The sequence below is a fragment of the Pseudomonas sp. BLCC-B112 genome (assembly GCF_028550695.1).
Taxonomy (GTDB): Bacteria; Pseudomonadota; Gammaproteobacteria; order Pseudomonadales; family Pseudomonadaceae; genus Aquipseudomonas; species Aquipseudomonas danubii.
The window spans coordinates 201,499-222,316 of the sequence record NZ_JAQQGK010000011.1 but is presented as its reverse complement, the minus strand read 5'-3'; the positions used below and the strand labels follow the sequence as shown (position 1 = coordinate 222,316).

20 protein-coding genes are annotated in these 20,818 nt (G+C 62.0%); 15 read left to right on the top strand and 5 right to left on the bottom strand.

Annotation, left to right across the window (positions count from 1 at the left end):
* The first annotated feature begins 112 nt into the window (after positions 1–112).
* The 6 genes from PQT43_RS26590 to PQT43_RS26565 all read left to right on the top strand — a co-directional run bounded on the left by PQT43_RS26590 (position 113) and on the right by PQT43_RS26565 (position 5,647).
* On the top strand, positions 113–1,606 hold the full coding sequence (locus PQT43_RS26590; RefSeq protein ID WP_253084172.1) for an acetyl-CoA hydrolase/transferase family protein: 1,494 nt from the start codon (positions 113–115) through the stop codon (positions 1,604–1,606).
* Between the two features lie 319 nt (positions 1,607–1,925).
* Positions 1,926–2,141 carry a DUF1127 domain-containing protein gene (locus PQT43_RS26585; protein WP_011058498.1) on the top strand — a complete coding sequence of 72 codons (216 nt, stop codon included), beginning with the start codon at positions 1,926–1,928 and terminating at the stop codon, positions 2,139–2,141.
* 473 nt (positions 2,142–2,614) lie between these two features.
* Positions 2,615–2,932, top strand: a complete 318-nt coding sequence (locus PQT43_RS26580; protein WP_102881464.1) for a DUF2388 domain-containing protein — start codon at positions 2,615–2,617, stop codon at positions 2,930–2,932.
* 115 nt (positions 2,933–3,047) lie between these two features.
* Positions 3,048–3,341: a DUF2388 domain-containing protein gene (locus PQT43_RS26575; protein ID WP_404942562.1), complete on the top strand. Its 294-nt coding sequence runs from the start codon at positions 3,048–3,050 to the stop codon at positions 3,339–3,341.
* 27 nt (positions 3,342–3,368) lie between these two features.
* Entirely contained in the window at positions 3,369–3,689 is a 321-nt protein-coding gene (locus PQT43_RS26570) for a DUF2388 domain-containing protein (protein ID WP_102862518.1), read from the top strand.
* On the top strand, positions 3,686–5,647 hold the full coding sequence (locus PQT43_RS26565) for a DUF7844 domain-containing protein (protein ID WP_253084171.1): 1,962 nt from the start codon (positions 3,686–3,688) through the stop codon (positions 5,645–5,647). The genes PQT43_RS26570 and PQT43_RS26565 overlap by 4 nt, the downstream gene beginning before the upstream one ends.
* 23 nt (positions 5,648–5,670) lie before the next feature.
* On the opposite strand, the gene PQT43_RS26560 is transcribed toward PQT43_RS26565, so the two are convergent.
* A complete protein-coding gene (locus PQT43_RS26560; RefSeq protein ID WP_253084170.1) occupies positions 5,671–6,072 on the bottom strand; it encodes a GFA family protein in 402 nt (133 codons plus the stop codon).
* A 319-nt stretch (positions 6,073–6,391) separates the two neighbouring features.
* Between PQT43_RS26560 and PQT43_RS26555 the strand changes: the two genes are divergently transcribed.
* The 9 genes from PQT43_RS26555 (at position 6,392) to PQT43_RS26515 (ending at position 16,559) form a co-directional block, all read left to right on the top strand.
* A complete protein-coding gene (locus tag PQT43_RS26555; protein WP_253084169.1) occupies positions 6,392–7,699 on the top strand; it encodes a CitMHS family transporter in 1,308 nt (435 codons plus the stop codon).
* Positions 7,700–7,766: 67 nt separating this feature from the next.
* On the top strand, positions 7,767–8,534 hold the full coding sequence (locus PQT43_RS26550; protein WP_102862514.1) for a TerC family protein: 768 nt from the start codon (positions 7,767–7,769) through the stop codon (positions 8,532–8,534).
* A gap of 217 nt (positions 8,535–8,751) precedes the next feature.
* Positions 8,752–10,410 (top strand): Na/Pi cotransporter family protein, encoded by a 1,659-nt coding sequence (locus PQT43_RS26545; RefSeq protein ID WP_102881460.1) that lies wholly within the window; start codon positions 8,752–8,754, stop codon positions 10,408–10,410.
* A gap of 56 nt (positions 10,411–10,466) precedes the next feature.
* The gene (locus PQT43_RS26540; RefSeq protein ID WP_267269178.1) at positions 10,467–11,852 is read left to right on the top strand and encodes a M16 family metallopeptidase; all 1,386 of its coding nucleotides are present in this window, start codon (positions 10,467–10,469) and stop codon (positions 11,850–11,852) included.
* A gap of 94 nt (positions 11,853–11,946) precedes the next feature.
* On the top strand, positions 11,947–12,990 hold the full coding sequence (locus tag PQT43_RS26535; RefSeq protein ID WP_123390240.1) for a DUF5924 family protein: 1,044 nt from the start codon (positions 11,947–11,949) through the stop codon (positions 12,988–12,990).
* A 54-nt stretch (positions 12,991–13,044) separates the two neighbouring features.
* A complete protein-coding gene (locus PQT43_RS26530; protein WP_102881457.1) occupies positions 13,045–14,193 on the top strand; it encodes an ABC transporter permease in 1,149 nt (382 codons plus the stop codon).
* Complete coding sequence (locus PQT43_RS26525) at positions 14,190–14,993, top strand: ABC transporter ATP-binding protein (RefSeq protein ID WP_213664513.1); 804 nt, start codon at positions 14,190–14,192, stop codon at positions 14,991–14,993. Before PQT43_RS26530 ends, PQT43_RS26525 begins: the two co-directional genes overlap by 4 nt.
* A 1-nt stretch (position 14,994) precedes the next feature.
* On the top strand, positions 14,995–15,933 hold the full coding sequence (locus PQT43_RS26520; RefSeq protein ID WP_267269177.1) for an MlaD family protein: 939 nt from the start codon (positions 14,995–14,997) through the stop codon (positions 15,931–15,933).
* On the top strand, positions 15,930–16,559 hold the full coding sequence (locus PQT43_RS26515) for an ABC-type transport auxiliary lipoprotein family protein (protein ID WP_267269176.1): 630 nt from the start codon (positions 15,930–15,932) through the stop codon (positions 16,557–16,559). The genes PQT43_RS26520 and PQT43_RS26515 overlap by 4 nt, the downstream gene beginning before the upstream one ends.
* 64 nt (positions 16,560–16,623) lie before the next feature.
* Here PQT43_RS26515 and PQT43_RS26510 read toward each other — a convergent pair whose 3' ends face one another.
* From PQT43_RS26510 to PQT43_RS26495, 4 genes are all read right to left on the bottom strand, one after another.
* A complete protein-coding gene (locus tag PQT43_RS26510; RefSeq protein WP_267269175.1) occupies positions 16,624–17,853 on the bottom strand; it encodes a nucleoside recognition domain-containing protein in 1,230 nt (409 codons plus the stop codon).
* A gap of 176 nt (positions 17,854–18,029) precedes the next feature.
* Positions 18,030–19,361 carry a glutamate/aspartate:proton symporter GltP gene (gene gltP, locus PQT43_RS26505; RefSeq protein WP_102862505.1) on the bottom strand — a complete coding sequence of 444 codons (1,332 nt, stop codon included), beginning with the start codon at positions 19,359–19,361 and terminating at the stop codon, positions 18,030–18,032.
* 744 nt (positions 19,362–20,105) lie between these two features.
* A complete protein-coding gene (locus PQT43_RS26500; protein WP_267269174.1) occupies positions 20,106–20,573 on the bottom strand; it encodes an inhibitor of vertebrate lysozyme family protein in 468 nt (155 codons plus the stop codon).
* A 2-nt stretch (positions 20,574–20,575) separates the two neighbouring features.
* Positions 20,576–20,740, bottom strand: coding sequence for a DUF1328 domain-containing protein (locus tag PQT43_RS26495; protein ID WP_003170804.1), 165 nt, complete (start codon positions 20,738–20,740; stop codon positions 20,576–20,578).
* Between the last annotated feature and the right edge of the window lie 78 nt (positions 20,741–20,818).

The following is a 20,818-nucleotide window of genomic DNA, read 5'->3' as shown; positions in this document are numbered from 1 at the left end:
AGCCGACAGAAGGCTCTAGATCAGGGCCTTTCATTCGACCTTTGTCGCGGGGCGTTTTTTTTTGAAATCACTAGACTGCGCTTCTTGCTTCCGTTGCCCGAGATAACAATCCATGTACCGTGATCGTATCCGCTTGCCTTCGTTGTTGGATAAGGTGATGAGCGCCGCCGACGCTGCCGCCCTGATTGAGGACGGCATGACCGTCGGCATGAGCGGCTTCACCCGCGCCGGTGAAGCCAAGGCCGTGCCCCATGCCCTGGCCGAACGGGCCAAGGTGACCCCGCTGAAAATCAGCCTGATGACCGGTGCCAGCCTGGGCAACGACCTGGACAAGCAACTCACCGAAGCCGGCGTCCTGGCCCGGCGCATGCCGTTCCAGGTGGACAGCACCCTGCGCAAGGCGATCAACGCCGGCGAAGTGATGTTCATCGACCAGCACTTATCGGAAACCGTCGAGCAACTGCGCAACCAGCAGCTCAAGCTGCCGGACATTGCAGTAATCGAGGCTGTCGCCATCACTGAACAGGGCCATATCGTGCCGACCACTTCGGTGGGCAACTCCGCCAGCTTCGCGATCTTCGCCAAGCAGGTGATCGTCGAGATCAACCTGGCGCACAACCCGAACCTGGAAGGCCTGCACGACATCTATATCCCGACTTATCGTCCAACCCGCACCCCAATCCCACTGGTGAAGGTCGACGATCGCATCGGTAGCACCGCGATTCCGATCCCAGCGGAAAAGATCGTCGCCATCGTCATCACCAACCAGTCCGACTCGCCGTCTACCGTGTCCACCCCGGACAGCGAAACACAAGGCATCGCCAATCACCTGATCGACTTCCTCAAGCAGGAAGTGGATGCCGGACGCATGAGCAACAAGCTCGGCCCGCTGCAGGCGGGCATCGGCAACATCGCCAACGCGGTGATGTGCGGCCTGATCGAGTCGCCGTTCGAGAACCTGACCATGTACTCCGAGGTGCTGCAGGACTCGACCTTCGACCTGATCGACGCCGGCAAGCTCAGCTTCGCCTCGGGCAGCTCCATCACCCTGTCGAGCCGGCGCAACGCCGACGTGTTCGGCAATCTGGAACGCTACAAGGACAAGCTGGTTCTGCGCCCCCAGGAGATCTCCAACCACCCGGAAGTGGTGCGCCGCCTGGGCATCATCGGCATCAACACCGCCCTGGAGTTCGACATCTACGGCAACGTCAACTCCACCCACGTCTGCGGCACGCGGATGATGAACGGCATCGGCGGCTCCGGCGACTTCGCCCGCAACGCGCACCTGGCGATCTTCGTCACCAAGTCGATTGCCAAGAGCGGGGCGATTTCCAGCGTGGTGCCCATGGTCAGCCACGTGGACCACACCGAGCATGACGTCGACATCCTGGTGACCGAGATCGGCCTGGCAGACTTGCGTGGCCTGGCGCCACGTGAGCGGGCGCGGGTGATCATCGACAACTGTGTGCATCCGTCCTACCGCGACGCGCTGAATGACTACTTCACCAAGGCCTGCGCCTTGGGTGGTCACACACCACACATACTGCGTGATGCCCTGAGCTGGCACATCAATCTGGAAGAAACCGGGAAAATGCTCGCCGAGTGATTGATACAGTTGGTAGCTGACGCAAACACAGTTTCGTCAGCTCGCCAGCAGCCCATCATAGGCCGACAAAAACTGTACTGCTGTACCGGTCTCTCCCTCGCCTAAAACCGTTAACTTCCAATCAAAAACCGCCTAAACGCACCAAAAAGGTGCTGACAGGTACAGTTGCGCCATTTACGAACAGTACAGCCTCTATAAACAGTTAACTGGTCCTTCACAATACAGGTGAACTGTATCTACAGAGTCTTGCGCGGGAAGAGGATCATGGGCACCAGTTAAATCACTACCTGATCCCGCCACAAGCGGAAGGATGTCAACCATGGAACGTACACTCAGTTCCGAACTGTTCTTCGAAGACAAAGCTGAAAAAACCCAGGCTTCCCTGCCTCTGCGCGTTATCGCCAACCTGATGCTGTGGCAGCGCCGCATCTCCAGCCGCCATCAACTGGCTCGCCTGGATTCGCGTCTGCTGGCCGATGCCGGGATCAGCGAAGCACAACGCTACGAAGAGCTGAGCAAGCCGTTCTGGCGCTAACTCAGCGTCGCTGGCTCTGACCCTCCGGGTCCACCGCCAGCACCCCGAATTGCATACACAAAACCCGTCGCGGGAAACTGCGACGGGTTTTGTCGTTGTGAGCCGATGACAAACGTTCAGAGGTGAAGGGCAGTCTGTACCAGCCAATGATAGGTACAGTTTAATAAAACAAAAATATAATAGGTACAGTTAAAATCCCAGCCTATCTGTCTCTTCGCCGAGAAACCCAATAGCTTGATGCTGCAAGCCAATCGTTCGACGTCTCGACGAGGACTGCGTCATGAATTCATTGTTGGCAGCCCCCAGCCCTGACACAGATCTGTGCGAATAGAAAAGCTCAGCCTAATATCTGAAGTGACGTAGCGATTTTCTTCCGAGTTGCGTCAGTTTCATCGGACACAGCACCTCGCAGTGGCTGCCCGGCGTCTCACTCAGCGCCCTTTAATTGTCTGTTTCATTCACAGGAGTTACCCATGTCCCGTCTTCGACTGCTCAGCGCTGCCGCACTGCTGTCCCTGGCCGCCAATGCCCACGCCACTAGCCTGATCGTGACCACTGACGCCATTGTCGGCGCCCTCAAGGCCACGACCGATGCGACCTCCGACGTCACCTCCTCCCTGCGCGACAACAAGATTGTCCGCGCTGCCCGGGATGACGCCGCCAGCTTCGTCGCCACCGACGGCGCAATTCGCGGGGTAAAACTGGAAAGTGCCTTCGCCCACATCCGCCAACAAGCCCCTCAGTTGCAGGCCACTGACACACAACTGGCTCAAGCAATCCTGGCGATCTGACCTGCCGTTTCAGGTGCGTGTACGCACCTGAAACCCTCTGCACTGGCCCTGCCCGGGCCATTGCGCTAGCCTTGGCGCTGGTTTTCAGCTGTCGAGACTCTTGGGTTTGTTCCGAATTTCGCTTTTCGCTCCACTATTGATCGCTATCTGTTGGGCCTCCTCGGTGCAGGCATTTGACCTGACGACCCAGAGCTCGGTCATCACGGCTTACGCTACAAGCCAGGTGACCTCGGCGCCCTTCGACCATAAACTGCTGCTCGCCGCCCAGGATGACGCCGCCGCCTTCATTGCGACCGACGGCCAACTGCGTGGGGCACGCCTGGAGTCCGCACTGAAGTATCTGCGGCAACACCAGGCAAAACTTCATGCCAGCGACCTTGAACTGGCGCAGGCAATTCTCGTCCAATAGCCATCCCTGTTATTCCGGAGTCGTTCCATGCGTAGCCCGCTGATTGCCGCCACCCTTGGCCTGCTGTTGTTGGCCGACGTGGCCCAGGCACAAACCCTGGTGGCCACCAGTAATATCATCGTCCGCGCCTCTGGCCGCACGATCGATTTCACCTCGGACACCACCACCTCGATCCGAGACTCCAAAGTCGTGCGCGAAGCCCATGACGATGCCGCCAGCTTTGTCGCCAGCAATGGCGATATCCGTGGCGCACAACTGGAAGCTGCCTTCACTGCACTGCGCACCCAATTGCCGGAAGCCCGTAACGCCAGCGATCAGGTCCTCGCCGAAGCTATCCTCGCTCTGTGAAGCCAGTTTTCGCCTGGCTGCTGGCCGGGACCCTGGGGCTGCTCTGTGGCACCGCCCAAGCCGACCTGCAATTGCGCCTCAAGACCGATGGTTTGAGCCCGGCGCAACAACGCGCCAGCCAGGCGCTGCTGGATGAAGCGATGCAGGCACTGCCGCCGCGCTTCATCCAGCAACTGGATCGCACCATTGATGTCGGCTGGACCGACCAGATGCCCGACAATGCCTATGGCGCGGCATCCCTGGTTGCGGAACTGGACCTCAATCGTGCCCTGTTGCCCAGCCTGGCCGATGGCTCGGCTGCGACCCAGAAGACCAGTCGCCCCCACGGCACCGTGCGCCGGGAACTGCTCGCCACCGTACTTCATGAACTGACCCATATTTATGATCGTGCGCGTTTATGGCCCAGCGCCGAACGCAGCCTGATCCAGCGCTGCACCCGCAAGACCGGTACTTCCGGCCTGATCGGCCTGCCGGATGAGTGCCGGGGCCAGAACGATCGCCGCTTTACCCTCAGCGACGACCCGCGGCTGCTGGACCTGGCCGGCTGGCCGCAATATGTCGGTCGCCGCGGAGAGCGGGAACAGCACAACCGGCAGGTTGCCCGCAGTCCGGACCTCTACGAGATCACCAACCCGAAAGAGTTCGTAGCGGTGAACATGGAGTACTTCCTCCTCGATCCGAGCTACGCCTGCCGCCGGCCGGCGCTGTATCGCTACTACCAGGAACATTTCGCCTGGGCCCCTGCAGCCAAGGACAATTGTGCCCAGTCCTTTGCCTTCCTCAACGCCGGCAACGACTTCGCCAAGACGCCCCTGGGCAAGGTCGACCCGGAACGGGTCTACGCGGTGGACTACCTGCTGGCCGAGGCCAACCAGAACTGGGTCAGCCGCTGGGGCCACAGCATGCTGCGCCTGGTGATCTGTGCCCCGGGCCGCCCCCGAGGCCCGGATTGCCGCCTGGACCTGGACCAACACCTGGTGCTGTCCTACCGCGCCTTTGTCGGCGACGTACAGTTGTCCAGCTGGGATGGCCTGGTGGGCAAATATCCTTCGCGGCTGTTCGTCCTGCCGCTGTCGCAAGTCATCGATGAATACACCAAGACCGAACTGCGCAGCCTGGCATCCGTGCCCCTGAAGCTGTCACGCAGCGAGATCGAGGAAGTGGTGGAGCACGCTGCCGAGATGCACTGGAGCTACGACGGCAACTATTACTTCCTGTCCAACAACTGCGCAGTGGAGAGCCTCAAGCTGCTGCGCAGCGGCAGCAACAACAAACAACTGATTGGCCTCGACAGCATCATGCCCAACGGCTTGCTGGAAGTGCTCAAGGGCAGGGGACTGGCGGACACCAGCGTGCTCGACGATCCCCGGGAAGCGCTGCGCCTGGGCTATCGCTTCGACTCCTTCCGCGACCGCTACCAGGCCATGTTCGAAGTGATCAAAAAGCACCTGCCGATCAAGCAGGCCAGCGTCGAAGACTGGCTGTCACTGAGCGCTGCGCAACGCCGCCAGTGGTTCGACCGGGCCGACCTGCGAACCAGCGCGGCCTTGCTGCTCCTGGAGCAGGCCAGCTATCGCCGGCAACTGTTGCTGGCCCAGGACGAGGTCAAGCAGCGCTACCTGGGCGCCCGGGAACTGAAGAATGGCGGCATGGAAAAAGCCAACAAGACCCTGCAGGAAATTCTCGCCAACAGCGGCTTCCTCAGCCGACCGGCGGAACTGCTGGGCAGCAGCGGCTATGGCTTGCCTCAGCCCGGCGAATGGCAGCGCCTGGAGTCCGAAAGCAGTGAGCGGCAGAAACAGCTGCAATCGCTGACCGGCGAACTGGACAAGGAAGTGCGGGCGTTGCTCGAACCAGCCCGGGCCGCCGAGATCGCCGCCAACGAGGCCAATCTGAAGCAGGTGGGCGAGCACCTGCGGGCTCTGCACAAAGCAGCGGGTGGGTTGGAGCTGCCTTGAAAGTTTCGCCGGCAAGCCGGTTCCTACAGTGTTTCCTCGGGTTCTTCCGGCAGATGCTCATCCAGGTGCAGCCAGGGCAGCCGGCTGTCGGTCCAGATATGCCGGTCCGCAGGCGCCCGTTCCGGGTGATCCAGAGTGGCAATGGTGACATCGATGCTGTCCGGGCTCAGACGGGTAACCAGTGCCAAGTGAGCACCGCAGTCAGCGCAGAAATAGCGCGCACAACTTGCAGATGAGTCGTAGCGCGCGGGAACGCCTTCCAGCCACTTGAAAGCCTCGGCGGGCAGGGTGATCCAGGTGGTCACCAGACCGCCGCTGACCCGGCGGCAGATCGAGCAATGACAGTGGGCGATATCCCGCAGTGGCCCGCTGAACTGGTAGCGCAGCCGCCCGCAGTGGCAGCCGCCGGTGTGCAACTCACTCATGTGCATTCCTCTTTTGGGCCCATGCCCGTCACTTTATGCCGCTGGTCGCCTGCCGCAACATCCACCGTTTCCTTTCAATGCCGAAAGCTGGCTGAAAGCTTCCCCGATTAGGATCGCCTCCACTACCGGCAAAAGACCGGTTGGCCACAGCGGGCGTTTCTGGCGCTCCCGGCCCTATTAACAACAACAATGGTGATTCTGATGTCCGCTCGTACCCGCCTGTTCGCTTCGACTCCTCCCGTACGCCTCGTGCTTGCCGTTCTGCGCTGATCCCACCCGGTTCGCCATTCCCTAGCCGCGCTACGCCTGGAGTATTCCCATGCTGACTTTCCTTGGCTTTGCCATGGTCATCACGTTCATGTTCCTGATCATGACCAAGCGTCTGTCCGCGCTGATCGCGCTGATCATCGTGCCGATCCTGTTCGCCCTGTTCGGCGGTTTCGCACCGAAGATCGGTCCCATGATGCTCGAAGGCATCACCAAGCTGGCGCCCACCGGCGTGATGCTGATGTTCGCCATTCTGTATTTCGCCCTGATGATCGACTCCGGCCTGTTCGACCCGGCGGTACGCAAGATCCTCAAGCTGGTCAAGGGCGACCCGCTGAAGGTCTCGGTCGGCACCGCCGTGCTGGCCCTGGTGGTGTCCCTGGACGGTGACGGCGCCACCACCTACATGATCTGCGTGGCCGCCATGCTGCCGTTGTACAGCCGCATCGGCATGAGCCCGCGGATCATGGCGGGCCTGATCATCCTCGCCGGCGGGGTGATGAACATGACCCCCTGGGGCGGCCCGACCGCCCGCGCCGCCAGCGCTTTGCACGTGGACCCGTCGGCCATTTTCGTGCCGATGATCCCAGCGATGCTGGCCGGTGTGGTGGCGATCCTGGCGATCGCCTATCTGTACGGCAAACGTGAACGGGCACGCCTGGGCGAACTGCACCTGGCGGGCGATGAGATCGATCACAGTGAAATCAGCGTCTCGCAGTACCCCGACGCCCGTCGTCCGAAGCTGATCTGGTTCAACGGTGCCCTGACCTTCGCCCTGATGTGCGCGCTGATCGCCGGGCTGCTGCCCTTGCCCGTGCTGTTCATGGTGGCCTTCAGTATTGCCATGATCGTCAACTACCCCTGCCTGCAGCAGCAGAAGGACCGGGTCGCGGCCCACGCCGGCAGCGTGCTGGCAGTGGTCGGGCTGATCTTCGCTGCCGGTATCTTCACCGGCATCCTGTCCGGTACCGGCATGGTCGACGCCATGTCCAAGAGCCTGCTGGCAGTGATCCCTGAAGCCCTGGGGCCCTATCTCGCGGTGATCACCGCGCTGGTGAGCATGCCGTTCACCTTCTTCATGTCCAACGACGCCTTCTACTACGGCGTATTGCCAGTGCTGGCAGAAGCCGCCAGTCATTACGGCATCACGGCGGTGGAAATGGCCCGGGCGTCGATCGTCGGCCAACCGGTGCACTTGCTCAGCCCGCTGGTACCCTCGACCTATCTGTTGGTGGCCCTGGCTGGCATCGAGTTCGGCGATCACCAGCGCTTCACCCTCAAGTGGGCAGTGCTGGTCTGTCTGTGCATAATGTTCGCCGCTCTGCTGATGGGGATTTTTCCGTTGTTCAGCACGCTATAAAAGCAATGATTCTTCGCTCGGGCCGGCTTCCCGGCCCGGGCCATAACAACCGCTCAAAGGAATACACGTGGAATGGCTGACCAACCCGGAAATCTGGGTTGCCTTCTTTACCTTGACCGCCCTGGAAATCGTCCTGGGCATCGACAACATCATCATGATTTCGATCCTGGTCAGCCGCATGCCCAAGCACATGCAGGCGCGCACCCGGATCTTCGGCCTGGCCCTGGCCATGGTCACGCGGATTCTGTTGCTGCTGTCGATCACCTGGGTCATGCGCCTTACGGCCGATCTGTTCGTGGTCTTCGGCCAAGGCATTTCCGGACGGGACCTGATCCTGTTCTTCGGCGGCCTGTTCCTGCTGTGGAAAAGCTCCCAGGAGATGTACCACGCACTGGAAGGTGAAGACGAAACCCTGGATGAACCCAAAGGCAAGGGCGGCAACTTCATCTACACCATCATCCAGATCGCCATCATCGACATCGTCTTCTCCCTGGACTCGGTCATCACCGCAGTGGGCATGGTGTCCCATGTGCCGGTCATGGTGGCGGCGATCATTGTCGCGGTCCTGGTGATGATGCTGGCGGCCGGCGCCATCAGCGAATTCATCGACAAGCACCCGTCGCTGAAGATGCTCGCGCTGTCGTTCCTGCTGGTGGTCGGTACGGTACTGATCGCCGAGGCCTTCGAAGTGCACGTACCAAAAGGCTACGTCTACTTCGCCATGGCCTTCTCCCTGGCGGTGGAAGCCATCAACATCAAGATGCGCACCGCCATCGCGAAGAAGAAAAAACAGCAGGACCCGGTGAAACTGCGCAAGGACATTCCTGGTCAATAAACCGCCAACGCGCTACAGAAAAAGGGGCTGTACGAGCCCCTTTTTCACGGCTGCAGGCAGCTGTTTTCATGACAGTTTTGTTTCAATCACCGGTTTAGCTATGCGATGCTGGCGTCCTGTGCGTTAGCCAACTACAGCTTAAATACATAACGTAGAACCTCGCGCAACAACGTCCATTGGCCCCGCTTGGGGCTCTTCACCCCAGGGGGGCCCTCTCATGCTGACCCTGCTCAATCTGCTTTCCGCCGTGGCCCTGCTGATCTGGGGCACGCACATCGTCCGTACCGGCATCCTGCGGGTCTACGGCTCCAACCTGCGCCACGTAATCGGTCAGAACATGGCCAGGCGACCGCTGGCCTTCGTCGCCGGCATCCTGGTAACCGCCATGGTCCAGAGCAGCAACGCCACGGCGATGCTGGTGACCTCCTTTGTCGGCCAGGGCCTGATGACCCTGACCCCGGCGCTGGCCACCATGCTGGGGGCCGATGTCGGTACCGCATTGATGGCTCGGGTGCTGACTTTCGACCTGTCCTGGCTGTCGCCGTTGCTGATCTTCCTCGGGGTGATTTTCTTTCTGTCGCGCAAACAGACTCGCGCCGGCCAGCTGGGCCGGGTCGGCATCGGCCTGGGCCTGATCATCCTGGCCCTGCAACTGATCGTCGAAGCCGCAGCGCCGATTACCCACGCCCAAGGGGTCAAGGTGCTGTTCGCCTCACTCACCGGCGACATCCTCCTGGATGCGCTGATGGGCGCGGTGTTCGCCATGGTGTCCTACTCCAGCCTGGCGGCGGTGCTGCTGACCGCCACCCTGGCCGGGGCCGGGGTGATCGGCCTGCCGGTGGCCATCGGCCTGGTGATCGGCGCCAACATCGGCAGCGGGGTGCTGGCCTTCCTCAGCACCAGCATGCAGAACACCGCCGGACGCCAGGTGGCGCTGGGCAGCCTGCTGTACAAGCTGATCGGCCTGCTGCTGATCATTCCGGTGCTCGACCCGCTGGCCCACTGGATGGACAGCCTGGACTTCAGTCCACAGGAAGTGGTGATCGGCTTCCACCTGTTGTACAACACCGTCCGCTGCCTGTTGCTGCTGCCCACTGTCGGGCCCATGGCCCGATTCTGTGCCTGGCTGATGCCCGAGCGCCCTCAGGACAACGGCCGTGCACGACCACGGCACCTGGATCCCACTGCCCTGGCCACCCCGAGCCTGGCCCTGGCCAACGCCGCCCGGGAAACCCTGCGCATCGGCGACCTGATCGACAATATGCTGGAAGCCATGCGCGATGTGCTGCGTGGCAAGCAGACCGCCATTACCCAGGAAATGCGCGCCCTGAGCGAGGATGTCGAAGCGCTGTACAGCGCCATCAAGCTGTACCTGGCGCAAATGCCCCGGGAAGACCTCAGCGAGCAGGACAGCCGGCGCTGGGCGGAGATCATCGAACTGGCGATCAACCTCAAGCTGGCCAGCGACCTGATTGAACGCATGCTGCGCAAGGTCCAGCAGCAGAAGACGTCGCAACGCCGCTCCTTCTCCGAAGTGGGTCTGGAAGAGCTGACCGGACTGCACGCGCAACTGATCGCCAACCTGCGCCTGGGACTCTCGGTATTTCTCAGCGCCGACCCGGAAAGCGCACGTCAATTGCTGCGGGAGAAACGCCGCTTCCGCGCCCAGGAACGGCGCCTGGCCCACGCCCACGTCAGCCGGCTGCAGCGCAAGATCGTCCAGAGCATCGAGACCAGCTCCCTGCACCTGGAACTGATCGCTGACATGAAGCGTCTCAACTCGCTGTTCTGCAGCAGCGCCTATGTGGTCCTGGAAACCTCGGACACCGGGGCGCTGGAAATCGAGAACATGGCTGACATCACCCATTCACCCTGAACGTCCAGAGTGATCTGAAGTCTCTAAAACTTACGCACGCCGTAAGGAAGCTTGTTATGCGTTGTCTGTTATTCGCCTGCCTGTTGCTGGGCAGTGCACAAGGATGGGCCCTGGATCGTTTTCAGGTCGAAGGCTACACCCTGCCCAACGGCCTGCAACTGCTGCTCAAGCCCGGCAGCGAACGCGGCCATGTGGCGATCCGCCTGGTGGTGGGCGTCGGCCTGGACGATTTCGCCTGTGCCGACAAGGAACTCCCGCACCTGCTTGAACACTTGCTGTTCAGCGGCATCGACGCCAGCGGCGAGGGCGGCCTGGAAGAGCGCATGCAAGCCCTGGGCGGCGAATGGAACGCCTATACCAGCAATGCCGACACCACCTTCGTCATCGAAGCCCCAGCGAAAAACCAGCGCAAGGTCCTCGATCTGCTGCTGGCATTGCTCACCCGCACTCACCTTGGCGACAACGCCGTGGCCGCCGCCAAACAGGTGGTGGAGCGCGAAGACGGCGGCCATTACTCGCACCTGCAACGCTGGCTCGACCGCCAAGACCTGGGCCACAAGGCCGGCAACCAGCTGGCGGTGGAACTGGGCCTCAAATGTGCCGAGCGCGCCGAAGTCGGGCACTTGACCCTGGCCCAGCTGGAGCAAGTGCGCAAAGACTGGTACGCCCCCAACAACATGACCCTGATCGTCGTCGGCGAACTGGATCGCCTGCTGCCGGCTTATCTGGAACGCACCTACGGCGCCCTCGAGCCGGTAGAGCCCAGCGAGCACCGCGAGCTGCCACAGATCCAGGGCACGGCCGCCGCCGAGCGCAACTTGATCCATGGCTGGGTAGGGCAGAGCGCACAATTGCACTGGCTGTTTCCCGAACCCCTGCTGGAGCAGCAGCACGACGAGACCTTCGACCTGCTCAAGGAGTATCTGGACTGGGCGTTATACCGTCAGTTGCGCCTGGAGCATGAGCTGTCCTACGGCCCCTGGAGCGACCGTGAAGTGTTTGGCAGCGTCGGTTTTCTCAGCCTCAATGCCGACCTCGAACGCGATGACCTGCCCCAGGCCCGACAGGTGGTCGAGCAGCTCAAGGCGAAACTGCTCAAGGACGGTCTGGACCCCGCGACTTTCGAGCGCCTGAAGCAGGCCGCCATCGATCGCCAGGCTTGGGCAGTACAGGGCAACAGCGCCTTGGCGGATTACTACTGGAGTGCCCTCGGCGACTTCGACAACGGCCGCTTCAGCGATCCGGCCAAGCGCCTGCGGGCGGTGAGCCTGAAGCAGGTCAACCTGGCGCTGAGGCAATTGCTGCAACAGCCGGGCTATGTGCGAATCGAAAAGCCCCTATTGGGGGACGAGCAACTGCTCTGGCTGACCGGCGGCCTGCTGGCCCTGATCGTCTTCGGCAGCCTGGGCGGCTACCTGCTGTACCGCCGGCGCACCCTCTAGCCGGTGTGGCGAGGGAGCTTGCACCCTCGCCACAGGCCGCGGCCAACAGGTATCCTGTCACGGTTTTTTCCTGCCAAGACTGTGACCCCGCCCGATGCCTAACCTGACCCACTATATTCAGCGCATTCTGGAACTGATGAAGCGCTACCCGGGGGTCATTGCGCTCGGCGGTTTCATCTCCGGAGTCGGCAGCTTCATCCTGGTGGACCGGCAACAGGGCCTGGCCTCGTGGATCGCCGTGATCCTGTTGGTGAGCTGGGTCTGGCTGATGCTGGAAAACAGCCTGACCCAACTGTTCACCAAGGTCTTCAAGCGCGAGATCCCACAACCGCTGCTGCGCTACGCGACACAAATGATCCACCAGGAAAGCCTGTTCTTCGTCCTGCCGTTCTTCTTCATCACCACCAGCTGGAACAGCGGCCAACTGGTATTCACCGGGCTGCTGGGGGCAGCGGCGCTGATTTCCATCACCGACCCGCTGTACTACAAGTGGCTGGCGCCGCGGCGCTGGCTGTTCCTCGCCTTGCACACCCTGACCCTGTTCGCCGCCTTGCTCACGGCCCTGCCGCTGATCCTGCACCTGACCACAGCCCAGAGCTTCAAGCTGGCCCTGGGCATCGCCATGCTCCTGTCCTTCCCGAGCCTGGCGTCGATCCTGCCGATCCGCAGCGTGCGCAGCGCACTGGCGGTGCTGTGTATCACCCTGGCCATTGGCAGCACCGGCTGGCTGCTGCGCTCCTGGGTGCCGCCGGCCACCCTGTGGCTGACCGAGGACGCCATCAGCACCCAACTCCAGGACCGCACGCCCGGGGACAGCCTGGAACAGGTGAGTGCCAGCCAGGTACGCAGCAGCGGTTTGTACGCCTACACCGCGATCAACGCCCCCCGGGGCCTGGACGAGCGCATCTATCACGTCTGGAAGTTCAACGGCAGCGAAGTGGATCGCATCGCCCTGGATATTCACGGCGGACGCAAGGAGGGCTACCGCGCCTGGTCCCACAAGCAGAATTTCCCCGGCAACCCAGCGGGAAAATGGCAAGTGCGGGTGATCACCGAGGACGGACAGGTGATTGGTGTGCTGCGCTTCGAGATCACCGACCCAGATCAAGATCCAGCCAAGAGCGGCGAGGCAAAGTAACGGGGATCGTGCTATTACGTAGCACTGCGTAATCGCCACACAAGCTCGGAGCTTATGAATACCCGCATGACGCCCGGCACCGCTCAACTGGATAACGCCCACACTCCGGCGCAACTGCGCATCGGCGGAGACTGGACGCTGGCCCACTACAGCGACCTCAAGCGCCTCTGCCAGAGCCTCAACGGCCACTACGACAGCAGCACCCACGTCGACCTCAACGGCCTGGGAGCCCTGGACACCGCGGGTGCCTCGCTGCTGGTAGAACTCCTGGGGACCGAACGCCTGGGGCAATCCGCCGAACACCCCGATTGCACCCTGTCCACCGCCGACCGCGCATTGCTGCATACGGTCTACAGCTCGCTCAACGATTTTTGTGTACCGGTCAAGGAACCGGAGATTGCCGTCAGCGTGCAACTGCTCTCACGCATTGGCAGTGCGGTCTACACCGTCTGGCAGGACACCCTGAAGGTCCTGGGCTTTATCGGCCTGATCCTCGAAACCCTGGCCCGGGGCCTGCTGCACCCCAAGCGCTGGCGCATCACCCCGGTGGTGGCGCATATCGAGCAGACCGGCCTCGATGCCGCGCCCATCGTCGCCCTGCTGACCTTCCTGGTGGGGGCGGTGGTGGCCTTTCTCGGGGCCACGGTGCTGGCCAACTTCGGCGCCAGCATCTTTACCGTCGACCTGGTGGCGTTTTCCTTCCTGCGGGAATTTGGCGTGCTGCTCACCGCGATCCTCATGGCCGGGCGCACCGCCAGCGCCTTCACCGCGCAGATCGGCTCGATGAAGGCCAACGAAGAGATCGACGCCATCCGCACCCTGGGCCTGGACCCGATGGAGTTGCTGGTGCTGCCCCGGGTGCTGGCCCTGCTGGTGGCGCTGCCGATGCTGACCTTCCTGGCGATGCTCTCGGGGATCATCGGCGGCGCCGTGGTCTGTGCCCTGTCCCTGGATATTTCCCCGGCGATGTTCCTGTCGCTGCTGCATTCTGACATCGGCGTTAAGCACTTCCTGCTGGGCCTGGTCAAAGCGCCGATCTTCGCTTTCCTGATCGCCGCCATCGGCTGCCTGGAAGGCTTCAAGGTCAGCGGCAGCGCCGAATCGGTGGGCGCCCACACCACCTCCAGCGTGGTGCAGTCGATCTTCGTGGTGATCGTCATCGACGCCGTGGCCGCGCTGTTCTTCATGGAGATGGGCTGGTGAGCCGCCCGACGCGCCCGCCCGCCGAGGCGGTGATCGAGGTCCGTGGCCTGTGCAACCGCTTCGGCAAGCAGAGCGTGCACGAAAATCTCGACCTGGACGTGTACAAGGGCGAGATCCTTGGCGTGGTCGGCGGCTCCGGTAGCGGCAAGTCAGTGCTGCTGCGCAGCATCGTCGGCCTGCGCCAACCCAGCGAAGGCTCGGTGCGGGTCTTCGGCCAGGACCTGCCCAGCCTGCCGGAGCAGCAACGTTCCCTGATCGAGCGGCGCTTTGGCGTGCTGTTCCAGAAGGGCGCGCTGTTCACCTCGCTGACAGTGACCGAGAACGTCGCCCTGCCACTGATCGAGCATGCGGGCCTGTCCCGCAGCGACGCCGAACACCTGGCGGCAGTGAAACTGGCCCTGGCCGGGTTGCCCCTGTCGGCCGCCGACAAATACCCATCCTCGCTCTCCGGCGGCATGATCAAGCGCGCAGCCCTGGCCCGTGCCCTGGCCCTGGACCCGGACATCCTGTTTCTCGACGAACCCACCGCCGGCCTCGACCCGGTGGGGGCGGCAGCCTTCGACCAACTGATCCTGACCCTGCGCGATGCCCTGGGCCTGAGCGTGTTCCTGGTCACCCACGACCTGGACACCCTCTACACCATCACCGACCGGGTGGCGGTACTGGCGCAGAAAAAGGTACTGGTGGCGGACGCCATCGAGATCGTCGCCGAAACTCCGGACGAATGGATTCACCAATACTTCCATGGCCCACGCGGCCGCGCGGCCTACCAGGCCGCTACACAGACCAACGAGGGATGACATGGAAACCCGAGCCCATCATGTACTGATCGGCCTGTTCACCGTGATCGTGGTGGCCGGCGCCCTGCTGTTCGGCCTGTGGCTGGCCAAGTCCAGCGTCGACAGCGCCTTCCAGGACTATCAGATTGTCTTCAATGAGGCGGTCAGCGGCCTGTCCAAGGGTAGCGCCGTGCAATACAGCGGCATCAAGGTCGGCGATGTGGTCAACCTGCGCCTGGACCCCAAGGACCCGCGCCGGGTACTGGCGCAGATCCGCCTGGGCAGTGAAACCCCGATCAAGGAGGACACCCAGGCCAAGCTGGCCCTGACCGGCATCACCGGCACCTCGATCATCCAGCTCAGCGGCGGTACACCGCAAAGCCCGCCCCTCAAGGGCAAGGACGGCCACCTGCCGACCATCATTGCCTCGCCATCGCCCATTGCCCGCCTGCTGAACAACAGCAATGACCTGATGACCGGGGTCAACCTGCTGCTGCACAACGCCAACAGCATGTTTTCTCCGGACAACGTGGAGCGGGTCAGCAACACCCTGGACAACCTGCAGAAAACCTCGGCCAGCATCGCCGGACAACGTGACGACCTGCACCAGCTGATGCAGCAACTGGGCTCTATCAGCAAGCAGACCAGCGCCATGCTGGAACAGACCACCGCGCTGATGCGCAATGCCAACGGCCTGCTCAACGACCAGGGCAAGCAGATGTTCGGCAGCGCCGAGCACGCCATGCGCAACCTGGAGCAGAGCAGCGCCACCCTGAACAAACTGCTGAGCGACAACCAGGACTCGCTGAACAATGGCATGCAAGGGCTCAACGGCCTGGCGCCGGCGGTGCGCGAGCTGCGCGAGACCCTGAGCTCGCTGCGGGCCATCACCCGCCGCCTCGAAGCCAACCCCGGCGGTTACTTGCTGGGTAACGAGAAGAACAAGGAGTTCACGCCATGAAGCCTGCCTGTCACCTGCTGGCCCGACTGGCCCTGGGGTGCACCCTGGCCCTGAGCGCTGCCTGCTCGATCCTGCCCAAGGGCGAACCACTGGATATCTACCGGCTGCCGGTAGGGCAAAACGCGACCCCTGCCACGGGCAAGGCACTGTCGTGGTCGCTGCAGTTGCTCAAGCCGCAGGCTGGCGATGCGCTGAACAGCGCACGCATCGCGGTGATTCCCCAGGGCAACCTGATCAGCAGCTACAAGGCTTCGCGCTGGAGCGACCCGGCACCGATCCTGCTGCGCAACCGCCTGCTGGACGGCTTCCAGCGCGATGGCCGGGTGCAGTTACTGAGCACCGACGACAGCAACCTGCAGACCGACCTGGCCCTGGGCGGCGACCTGCAAGCCTTTCAGACCGAGTACCAAGGCAACGCCGTCCAGGTGGTAATCCGCCTGGATGCGCGGCTGATTCGAGGTTATGACCAGAAGATCCTCGCCAGCCGGCGCTTCGAAATACGCCAGCCCCTGGAGCAGATCCAGGTGCCGGGAGTCGTGACCGGGTTTGGCCAGGCCAGCGATGCGCTGACCCGGCAGGTAGTGGATTGGGCAGTGGGGCAGGGCAACCTGGCGCTGAAACAATGAACGGCCCTTTCGCCGGCAAGCCGGCTCCTACAACCTCCGTAGGAGCCGGCTTGCCGGCGAAGGCTTATCCAAAGAACCAGTAGCAAACCGCAATCGCCGCCACCACGCCGGCGAACTCCGCCAGCAAGGCACAGCCCACGGCGTGCCGCACCCGCTGGATGCCCACCGCGCCGAAATACACCGCCAGCACATAGAAGGTGGTTTCGGTGCTGCCCTGAATGGTCGCTGCCACCAGTGCAGGGAAACTGTCCACACCCTGGGTCTTCATGGTCTCAATGAGCATCGCCCGGGCGGCACTGCCGGAGAACGGCTTGACCATGGCGGTGGGCAGAGCGTCGACAAAGCGCGTATCCCAGCCGGCCCAGGCCACCAGATGGCGAATCCCGTCGAGGCCGAAATCCAGGGCCCCGGACGCCCGCAATACGCCGATCGCGCACAGCATGGCCACCAGGTACGGCAAGAGGTTCTTGGCGACGTCAAAACCCTCCTTGGCCCCTTCGACAAAGGCCTCGTAGACCTTGACCTTGCGCAGCGCACCGATCACCAGGAACAGCATGATCAGGCCGAACAGGGTGAGGTTGCCGAGGATCGACGACAGGGATGCCAGGGCCGTGGCCGACAGAGTCGCCAGCAGCGCCATGAAGGCGCCCAGAGCCAGGGCCCCGGGAATCAGGTAGGCCAGCACCACCGGGTCCCAGAGACGTAGGCGCTGCATCACCGCCACCGACAGCAGGCCGACCAGGGTCGAAGCGCTGGTGGCCAGGAGGATCGGCAGGAACACCAGGGTCGGGTCCGCCGCACCTTGCTGGGCGCGGTACATGAAGATGGTCACCGGCAGCAGGGTCAGGGACGAAGCGTTGAGCACCAGGAACAGGATCTGCGCGTTGCTGGCGGTGGTGGCGCTGGGGTTGAGTTCCTGCAGGGCGCGCATGGCCTTGAGGCCGATCGGCGTGGCGGCGTTATCAAGGCCCAGGCCGTTGGCGGCGAAGTTCAGGGTGATCAGCCCCAGGGCCGGGTGCCCAGGCGGCACTTCCGGCATCAGGCGCTTGAACAGCGGGCCCAGGATCTTGGCCAGCCAATCGACGATGCCGGACTTCTCGGCGATCCGCAGAAAGCCCAGCCACAGGGTCAGGGTGCCGAACAGCAGCACCATCACCTCCACCGACAGCTTGGCCATCGCGAAAATGCTTTCCACCATGGCGGCAAAGATCCCGGCGTTGCCGCCCACCAGCCACTGCGCCAGGGCGGACACGGTCGCTACGATAAAGAAGCCAAGCCACAGGCCATTGAGCATCGGTCATATCCCTCGGAAGATGCGGCGAATGATAGCGGGGCCCGCAGCAACGACAAACCCCGGATTACCCGGGGTTCGTTTATTGCAGGAGCCGGCGTGTCGGCGAAGGCGCATCTGAGCCGTATAGAGGACTTGAGGGCCTCTGCGTCGGCAAGCCAGTTCCTACACCGAGGCGCTTAGCCTTTGGACGCTTCGCCTGCCGGCAGCTTCTCTTTGCTGCGCCAGTGCGGCAGGGAGTTCCAGTAGCGCTGGCCCTTGGCATCGTCGTACATGCCTTCCCAACGGGCGATGACCAGGACTGCCAGGGCGTTGCCGATGACGTTCAAGGCGGTGCGCGCCATGTCCATCACACGGTCGACACCGGCGATGAAGGCCAGGCCTTCCAGCGGAATGCCCACGCTGCCCAGGGTGGCCAGCAGCACCACGAAGGACACGCCCGGAACTCCGGCAATGCCTTTGGAGGTGACCATCAGGGTCAGCACCAACAGCAATTGCTGGCTGATGGACAGGTCGATGCCGTACAGCTGGGCAATGAAGATCGCCGCGATGGACTGGTACAGGGTCGAGCCGTCCAGGTTGAAGGAGTAACCGGTGGGCACCACGAAGCTGCAGATGGCTTTCGGCGCGCCGTAGGCTTCCATCTTCTCGATCACCCGCGGCAGCACGGTTTCCGAGCTGGCGGTGGAGTAGGCCAGCACCAGTTCATCCTTGAAGATGCGCATCAGCTTGAGCACCGAGAAGCCGAACAGGCGGGCGATCAGGCCGAGGATCACGAAGGCGAAGAAGGCGATGGCCACGTACACCAGGATCACCAGCTTGGCCAACGGCAGCAGGGAGGCGAAACCGAAGTTGGCGACGGTCACCGAGATCAGGGCAAACACACCAATCGGCGCGTAGTTCATGATCATATGGGTGACTTTGAACATGCTTTCCGAGACGCCCTGGAACATCTTCACCAGCGGCTCGCGCAGATCGGACTGCAGGCTCGACAAGCCCAGACCGAACAGCACCGAGAAGAAGATGATCGGCAGCATCTCGCCACGGGCCATGGCCGCGAAGATGTTCGATGGAATCAGGTTGAGAATGGTCTCGATGAACGCATGTTCATGCTGCACTTCGGCGGCGGTGGCCTGGTACTTGGAAATGTCCACGGTACCCAGGGTGCTCATGTCGATGCCCGCGCCCGGATGGAACAGGTTGGCCAGCAGCAGACCCACGACGATGGCGATGGTGGTGACAATTTCGAAGTAGATGATGGTCTTCAGACCGATGCGGCCAAGTTTCTTGGCGTCGCCGACACCGGCAATGCCGACGATCAGCGAGGAGATGACGATCGGAATCACGATCATCTTGATCAAGCGGATAAAGATATCGCCTGCAGGTTGCAGAACGTTGCTGACCCACCAGGCCTTTTCAGCACTGAAATGATTGAGCAGCGCGCCAATTGCAATCCCCAGGACCAGACCGATGAGGATCTGCCAGGCGAGGCTTAATTTTGCCTTCTTCATATCATTACCCTTACTTCAGTTGGACTCGGGCTGATGCGCGAACTGGAACGCTCAATGGCGGAAAAGTTTGTGCATCGGCCCCCGTATAAGGTCATCCCGAACGAGCATTTACGGCTCTCTGCGGGCGAAAAAAGGCGCAACTATTCCGATGCTAGGGGGGCGCGTCTAATGCCGTAAACGCCTACCCTATGCCGAATCGGCATGAGTTTTTACAAACTAAACGGGCGTCCCAACCGGTTCGAATACGACATTTCGGCAGGCAGAAATACCGTGAAACGGCCATTTCAGGCGGCGTGCAGGCTTGTCGGAAGGGTCAGGAAAAGGTCTGAAAAAGTTTAGGATTACTCTGATTCGGGCGTTCGGAAAGGTTGCGCAATTGACGCAAAGTTTCTCGATATACGGTCGCAGAGAAACACCAGGAAACGTTTGACTGGAGTCAAAGGAAAATTTTTTTCTTGGGGAATCACGAAAAAGACGGACCGATGGCTCTAGGACAAGACTTTGCTCTTCAAGCACGCCGCAAGCTCGTCAAGTCGATGCTCGACCTGGGAGCTTACGCCGCTGCTCTTTCCTGACCCGGCCCTTGCGGAGGCACTCCCTGTACCCCTAGGTCACTCCGATCATCAGTGGATCAGAACGTCCCGACCCCTTGGTCATGCACTCACCCTCCTCGGGTGGTGCAACAGTCGAAAGAGCCAGGGCGGCCCTTTCTTCTAGCTGTTATGCAAAATCGGCAATGCGCGCTCAGTACCAGTTCGGGTCTTTGCGCAACTGCTCCTGAAGCAATGCCCGCATTCCTTCATCGGGTTTGCCGAGAAAGCGGTAGCTCGCGTGACGGGTCGGTGACTTGTCCGCAGGCAAGCCCGCAGGCACCTCCACCAACATCGCGTAGGCATGCTTCTTGTCGAAGCTGAAGGCCACGATCAGGCGCTGGTTCTGACAACTCTGCGCAGTCTCACAGAGCGGTCCAACCAGGTACTGATCGCCGTCTTCAGTCACTGCGTTCATCTGTTGCTGAGCATCGCCCGACAGGTTCATCACCCATTCAGGCAAGCGCTCTTCCTTGTGCACAACCCCCTGCCAGGTGTCACGAAACTGCGGGTCCGAACCCAGCAGTTGGTTGGTACGTGCCTGGCCATCATTGGCCGCCGACGCCAGGGCGCTGACGCCCAGCAGCAGCGTGGCAACCAATGTTTTCAACGAAAGACTCATGGTCAGCCTCGACCACGACGGCCAAAGAAGAACGAAGCGATGAACATCACCAGGAACACGACAAAGAGAATCTTGGCGATACCCGTGGCGGTGCCCGCGATACCACCGAAGCCCAGGACCGCAGCGACAATGGCAATGATCAGGAATGTGATTGCCCAGCTCAGCATGATGATTCTCCTTACTCTTCTATTAATAGTGCTCAGGGGTGCTGCCTATGGAGCCGGTCGTGCGCCGCCGAATGCGGC